This window comes from Microcystis sp. LE19-84.1B (genome assembly GCF_027531875.1).
In the GTDB taxonomy this organism is placed as follows: Bacteria; Cyanobacteriota; Cyanobacteriia; order Cyanobacteriales; family Microcystaceae; genus Microcystis; species Microcystis panniformis.
The window spans coordinates 1-8,178 of sequence record NZ_JAPZSR010000202.1 but is presented as its reverse complement, the minus strand read 5'-3'; the positions used below and the strand labels follow the sequence as shown (position 1 = coordinate 8,178).

Below are 8,178 nucleotides of genomic sequence, written 5' to 3'. Positions count from 1 at the left end.
GGTTCTTCCGAACTTACACTGTAGAAAATTCCCCAAGCTCCCTCTCTGTCCAGCAATGCTCTAAAGTTGATAAATATCAATCTAACAAAAACTCAAAGCCCTATTGTACAAGCTTTACAAGCATGAGTTGTTGATAGTTTTGCATGACAGGTTCGGTAGAGCCAAATTCTTTAGCTTTTTAGGGGATGCCTTAGATGATACTGATGATTCTGACTTCAATTTGGGAATAGATACCGGTCTTTATCTCAAGCTCAGTCTGGCTAAGGGATTTGTTGATTTATCCGTCAAAGGGGTTCAAACAGAAGAATTTAACAACAATGGTTTTGAGGCGGCGATTTATACCAATAAAGCTAAGGCTGAATTTAATTTCTTTTTCTTCTCGATTTCCTTTGGTTCTTATATCCGAATTGCTGATAAAGTCTCTAGTTCAACTGGGGAAACCAGTTTCAGTCAAAATTACCGAGGATTACCTGTCAGTGTTTCATCCGAACCTAATTCCACAATTTATCTAACTCAACCTGGTTACGCTGCATTATTAGGAGAGGATGTCAACGATTTAATTGATAGTAGTGATATATCCTACATCATTGCTCCTGATGGAACAACAGTTTACGGGACATTTACAGGAACGGTAGATGATAATTCAGCCAATCTTTCCTATTTATACTTTTTGAATGGAACATTAGGCAGTAATGGTATTAACTGGAATGCCAACAGTTTACAAGCTATTTCAAATACAGCCGGAGCTAACCAACGCCCGAATATTGCCCTCGATAATAATGGCAATGTCGTCATTGCTTGGCAATATGAATCTATTAATAACCCTACCGTACAACAAATTGCTACTACCCCACCCGGACAAGTTTATGTCGTATATGGACAAACAGGAAATAATCAGGTTGATTTAGGGACTTTCTCAGAAAATCCTGCCAATGCTAACACTTCGGGTTTTTATTGGACTTTAGACAATGAATACTTTGCCAGTTTTGGGCAAGCCGTGACCGCTTTAGGAGATGTTAATAGTGGGGGTAAGGCGGATTTTGCCATGACTGCGCCGGATTTTGATGATGAACAAGGCGGCGTTTATGTGGTATTTGCAGAAGACTATAACCAAGTTAATGACCTCAATAATTTGGGTAGTAATGGCTTACTGTTAACAGGACAAGCGTTGAGTGAATTAGGTTATAGTATTGCTAATGCAGGCGATGTCAATGGCGATGGTAAGAGTGATTTAATTATTGGTGCGCCTGGTCTTAATAATAATCAAGGGGCTGCTTATTTACTCTATGGGGGAACGTTATTTGAAACGCCTCAAAGCATCACTGATATTGATACTTTACTCAGCAATAATCCTGCTTACGGACAACAAATTACTAACCCCAATGGACAAGCTGGCGATCGCCTAGGTTCAGTCGTAACAGGGGGTTATGACTTCAATGGAGATAGCAAGGCCGATTATGCCATCAGTGCGCCAAATGCCAATCAGGAATCAGGGGAAATCACTCTGATTTTGTCTCAATTTATAGCAGATAATGTATTTCTACTCAGCTTAGATAACCAAGGCAATCTTGTCTTAACAAACCAAACGACTAACCTAGAGATATGGAATAGCAATACATCAAAGGACATTATCTTTCCCATTCAAGATATTACCAATGTCCAAGCTCTGATGCAAACAGATGGTAATTTCGTTTTAACTGCCTTTGCTGGTTTGGCTTCACAGCAATTCTGGTCAACCAATACAGGGGGAAATCCAGGGGCTTATCTTGCCTTGGGAACTGATGGCGGACTTTATATCCGAAATCAGCAAGGAGCCAATATTTATACCTTCCACCCAGGAAGCAATCTTAATAATCCCATTGTTAGTCGCCTAACGGAAGGAAATAATATCGCCTCAAATGACCCTAACTCAAACCTAACGTCTCCAAATACACCAGGTGGCACAATTACCCTAACGAATGTTACCTCAGCGGTTAATGGGGAGACAGTGCTAGATATCGGTAGCGTGGCCTTGATTCCAGACGTTAATCAGGATGGCAAAGGGGATTTACTCATTGGTGGAACAGGAGCTGCAGTTATCCTATTTGGTGCGAATTTATCCACTCAAACCTTAGATTTAGGAACCATTAATCAGGGTCAAGGCTTCGTTATTTTTGATGATTTAGACAACCCTGCACCGTTACAAGTAAGTAGTGCTGGCGATGTTAACGGCGACGGTATTAACGATGTAATTGTTGGCTATCCTGCTACCCAAGATGCTAATGGAAATTATCTTGCAGGAAATAGTTACATTATTTTTGGCGGTTCTAGCCTTTCCACAAACCAAAATAACAGTATTGGTTTCTCTGGAATCAATGGAACAAATGGCTTTACTATTACCGGTGCTGGAACAGAAGTCAGCGGTGCTGGCGACTTAAACGGTGATGGTGTAGGAGATTTACTAATTGGTGAACCCAATGGAGGTAATAATCAAGCCGGTGTAAGTTACGTCATCTACGGAGGAAGCAGTAACAATATTGGTACTGTTGCTAGTATTAATGTTAGTAACATCGGCACAACTGTTCAGGGTTATATAATCGGTCAAGGAGGCGCAAATCAACTCAGTGGGTCTTCTGTTAGTGCAGTAGGAGACTTAAACAACGATGGTAAAGCCGATTTATTAGTCGGTGCGCCTAATACCGTTTCCAGTGAAGCTCTCAATCAATTACAACAAACCATCACCTCCAACTATGTCATCGGACAAGTAAGTAATGGAACCTTAAATACCAATAATTCAACCCCTACAGCCATCCCTTGGTTACAACCTGGTCAATCTGTACAGAGTTTAACCTCAACTCCCTACGGTGTTCTCGCTATATGGACAACTAGCACAGGTTCAGGAGAAACGGCTCAAACTAACTTATCTGTCGCCTTTTGGGTCCCTAGTGGAACGACAGGAAGTTGGAAAAACTATCAATCTAGCGTTGCTACCCTTTCCGGCTCTAATTTGAGTTTTTCTAGCATCAATGTTAATGCTAGTAATAATAGTATTACTTTAGGTTGGGTTGTACTTGATTCCACAACCGGAACCTCCAGTCTTGGCCAAAGTATTTATAACGGAAATAATTGGAATACGGCTAATTCTATCCAAACAGATTCTAATCCGACACCACCGGATCAGATTGATAATATCATTAGTAATCCCACCACCGGTAGCACCAGTAATAGTCTCTTCTCAGTAAGTCATAAAACCGTCAAAGAAAATGAAGGAAAAGTGACTTTTACCATTACGCGAGAAGGTGACATCAATACTAGCAAAACCCTAAATTATCGCACAGTAGATATTAGTGCCGCCGCCGGAGCCGATTACGAACATAAAGCTGGAACCCTCACCTTTGCTCCCGGCGAAACCAGCAAAACCATTGAGGTGAATATTTTTGACGATAACTTGTTAGAACATCTCAATGAGAAATTTAAGTTAATCCTCCAAGATGGTCAACAAACCACTTTAACCGCTTACGCCACTTTACAGGATACCAACCAAACGATTAACTTATTGGCTATAGATAGTGGTTTTTCCATGATTGGTCCATTCAATGATCAATTAGGTCAAGCTTTAGGTAGTGCGGGGAATGTTAACGGTGATACCAACAGCACTAATAATAATGCAGCTCTTGGTGATTTCTGGATTTCTGCGCCAGGAGCTAATAATAGTGACGGTAGTGTATATATAGTTTTTGGTTCTACTGGTGTGCAAGTATCAGACCAAGGACTTAACTTAGATAGTCCCCAGTCAGGTCAAAACGTTGTCAAAATTACTGGAGGAACACCCACTACATCCGCCTCTCCCCAAAGTGGTAGCAGTCTTAGTTCTTGGGTTGGTTCTGCTAATACTTGGTATGCGATATCCGCTCCCAATTCCACTAACAGTGGGGGAACGAATGATAGCAATATTTATGTCTTTGATAAGTCGGTAATTCCCACCAACAGCACCACCGTAGCGCTTAATACTTTAGCCGCATCACCACTCACAGGAAATAGTAGCGATGGCTTTGGAGAAACTATCCTTTTAGCAGACTTAAATGGAGATGGAAAACCTGAATTGATCGTTGGTTCTCCTTTAGCTAATAAGGTAAAAGTCTATCAATTATCGGGGTCAGGTAAAACCATTACCACCAGTCTTATTGCTACCATTAATGCTCCCAGTGCGGGTCAAGGTTTAGGGTCTGCTGTACAGGTTTTAGATTTAAATGGAGATGGTAAACTTGATTTAGCCATCGGGGCGCCTGTCGTTAATCCAGTAAGTGATCCCAGCAATCCTCAAGATATTCGCGGTTATGGTGGTGCAATTTATGTATTATCAGGAAGCCAATTTAATTGGTCAAATACTAACGCATCTATCAACTTAACCGCTACTACAAGTGCAACTAACTGGGTATTTAATGGGACAACCAGTTTCACCAGTGGAAGTGTTAACGGGAACCTGAATCCAAGTACAGGTAAACCCAGCAGTGATCCCGCTACGAACTACGGTTTTTATGATGGAGTTGGTAATGCGATAACCACCCTAGATTTGAATGGAGATGGTCATTTAGATTTAGTAATCGGTGCGCCTAATGCTGCGGTTAGTGGTACTACTAATCTCGGCAAAGTTTATGTAATATTCGGAAACTCTGGCTCATTACCTTCGAGTTTAGCCTCTATTGGCGCGGGTAAAGGAGTAACTTTTGCCGGGAATTTAGCTTTAGGACAAGCGGGTTGGGCTGTTGCTAATGGAGGTGATATTAACAATGACAAAATTAGTGATTTACTCATCGGCGCACCTTTTGCCTATGGTAATGCTGGTAGTGCCTATATAGTCTTTGGCAGTACAAATGCCTTCTCATCGGGTGGCACAATTTATCTTGATCCCAATCTAACGGATTCTCGTGTTTTCCAATACCAAGGAGTAGCTAACCCATTAAGTAATAGTAATCCTTCTAATGCAGGTAATGTGGGACAGAATCTTAATGGGATTGGGGATATTAATGGCGATTACGGTTCTATTACGGGGGGAGATGATATTATTTTAGGTGCTCCCAGTAGTAATGATGGTAATGGTCATAGTGAGGCTTATGTAGCCATTGGACATCCTTGGTTACAGGGTGGACTTTCTTTAAATGTGAATGATTTACGCAGTGATAATGGTTTTATCTTAGTCAATAAATATCCCGGGGTTTCAGTAGGAGATGTTAATGGGGATGGCTTTGATGATTTTGTTAATAGTGGGTCATCGTCACAGGGTAACCAATTGACTATAGGAGCAAGTACCCTAACCAATGTTAGCACCCAACGAACTTATGCCCTCACCGCTAATAATAGTAATTTACCCTCTACTAACTTAATTGCTTCTCCTCGCACTGCTTTGATTGCTCATGGTGATTTTAATGCGGATGGGTACGCAGATATAGCATCTGGGAGTATCAATAAGACAGATGGCAAAACCACAGAACTGCTTGTGAATATGGGTAATCCTATCACAAACAATGTTATTGTGGGTCAGACTTTGTATTCCTTTGCTAGTAATAACACCCAAAATGAATTATCTATTATTCAAACCAGTGTAGGAGATATTAATGGCGATGGTTATGATGACTTAGTGGTTTTAACTGGTACTAATTATGGTCAACCTCTGCTTGGGAATGATTATCAAATTAACTATTTCTTGGGTTCAGCAAGTGGCTTGAGTTCCCAATTCCAGCATTATAGTCTTGGTACATTGGGCTATGTTCCGGGGATTGGAGTAGCGGATATTAACGCCGATGGAGTTTCAGAAGTTATCACCCTTGAATACGAATTTGGTGGCTCTTCTGTCGAGGTAGAACTCCAAACACAGGTTAGTGTTTACCAATTCAATAATGACATCCATTTACCCCTTTCTGAGCTATCCTTGAGTTTTCTGAACTCTCCTTGGACTGATAACAGTAATTGGTATGGGGATGGGTTCGAGGTTACAGACTCGGTGGCTATAAATTCATCCATTAGTTCTGGTGACTTTAACTCTGACGGTATTGAGGACGTATTAGTATCTATTGCCCAAACATCTTGGTCAGAGGTTGACGGCGAACAAGCCTCTCCTATTATGCGTTCTACTATTTTGTATGGTACGGGAAAAACCAACAATTTTGGACAATTTCAAACAAATATCATTTATAACCCGAACTCTTGGAATCTATACGAACCTACTAATCTTCCTTCTCCATCTGTTGCCGTTGGAGACATAAACGCTGATGGTTTTGATGATATTCTTTTTGATCAGGGGACTCCTTTCAATCCAAGTTACATCCAATTAGGTTCATCGGAGATTACCCCCTATACCCCCACAACACCGCCCAATACCAGCCTAAATAGTAACACAATTATTCTCAATGGCAGTCAAAATCAGATTCCCATTCAAGGCTTGCCGAATCGGACCCTACCTTATCAAACCAATGCAGGTGGGGATGTCAATGGTGACGGTTATCAAGATATCATCATCACTGATACGAGCAATTATGACTTAACCTATGTCGTTTATGGTCAAGATTGGTTAACCGCAGATGAGCAAAATAGCGGTAGTGAAACCTTTACCTTTTTTGACGGAACGAATGGTAATGATGTTTTTACTATTCCCTCGAATGTTACTACTCCTAAGATTGTGTTGCGGGGTCAAAATGGCGATGACTTTATGTTAATCCCCACCGCTAACACTTCTCAGATTTATGCTTTCGGCGGCGAAGGAGATGATCAAATTGGCTTAGGTGGTGAATTCGGCACTGATAGTAAAACTATCGGTAAAATTGATGGAGGTGGGGGTTTTGACACTATCTTTATTCCCCAAACAATAGGTCAACAAACTCGGCTTTATCTAGATGCTAACATTGGTCATCTGTTTAATATTGAAGCTGTTGATATTGGCTACAATAATTCCGTTCAATTTAATCAGTCTAGCTTGCTGCAAATGCTCGACGGCAATAAAAAGCTGTTGATTAACGGTGTTGCTTCAAGTGCTTATTACTCCGATCCTTCCACTGTACCTTGGACTAAATTAGGCTCTGATGCTTATGATGGAGCAGTTTATGAAATTTATGGCATTACAAATACCGCCATTGAGGTCTGGATTGAACAGGGAATTGCCTTTAATCCCCTAAATAATACTGCACCAAGTGTCCAAAATCCGATCACCAATCAAATCGCCACACAAGATACCGGCTTCAACTTCCAAATTCCCACTAATACCTTTACCGATGTTGATCTAAACGATAGCCTAACTTATTCAGCTACCCTCAGTAACGGTGATGCTTTACCCAGTTGGTTAAACTTTAACCCAACAACCCGAACTTTCAGTGGAACTCCTGCTTACAAAGATGTTGGTAATCTGAATCTAAAAGTAACTGCCACTGATAAACCGGGAGCAAGTGTTAGTACAAACTTCACCCTACAAGTGTTCCACCCAGTATTAGTTCCCACTGGCGGTAGCGTGATTAAAGGAACCCCAATAAATGATCGCATCGATGCTTTGGGTAAATCCGGTACTTACCGCTTAGAAAGTGGTGCTGGTGATGACTTGTTAATCGGTTCCAACCAACGAGATGTTCTCAACGGTGGAAGTGGTAATGACAGTCTCTATGGTGAGGGAAATATAGATAAACTTTATGGAGAAGAAGGAGATGATCTACTTGATGGTGGTTTAGGTTCAGATTTTCTCTATGGCGGTGCGGGTGCTGATAGCTTCGTTCTCAAGTCAGGAAATGGCAGCGATCGCATTCTTGATTTCAACTCTGCTCAAGGCGATAAATTGGCTCTCAGTGGAATCAACTTCGGACAGTTAAGCTTTAACAGCAACCAAATTCTTTTGGGAACTGAAGTCTTAGCTTATGTTACTGACAATCTCGGTAATTCTCTCACGGGATTGAACAATCATCCTGAATGGTTTGTCTCTCTCTAATTACTCACCAATAACCAAAATTTAACTCGGATAAACAAGATGAAAATCAACCCACCCAACTTGCTCTTAGCTGCTACAACAACCCTGCTTGTTAAGCTTTTACGCATTTAAGTTACATTGACAGCATTACCCTTATTTTTAAGTTTTCTACTCCATTTAATAATCAATCCCCCTTCATTTAAAAGCTGATTGACTACTTTTTCCAGTTCTTCTTTATTTTCAAATTCTCGATT

At 40.9% G+C, this 8,178-nt stretch carries 1 protein-coding gene and 1 pseudogene; one reads left to right on the top strand and one right to left on the bottom strand.

All coding sequences use genetic code 11. The features are described from left to right. Positions 1-139: 139 nt before the first annotated feature. Positions 140-7,945 carry an FG-GAP-like repeat-containing protein gene (locus tag O9324_RS11750; RefSeq protein ID WP_288140277.1) on the top strand — a complete coding sequence of 2,602 codons (7,806 nt, stop codon included), beginning with the start codon at positions 140-142 and terminating at the stop codon, positions 7,943-7,945. A gap of 107 nt (positions 7,946-8,052) precedes the next feature. Here O9324_RS11750 and O9324_RS11745 read toward each other — a convergent pair. After that, positions 8,053-8,178, bottom strand: a pseudogene (locus O9324_RS11745) (IS630 family transposase); the annotation flags it as partial.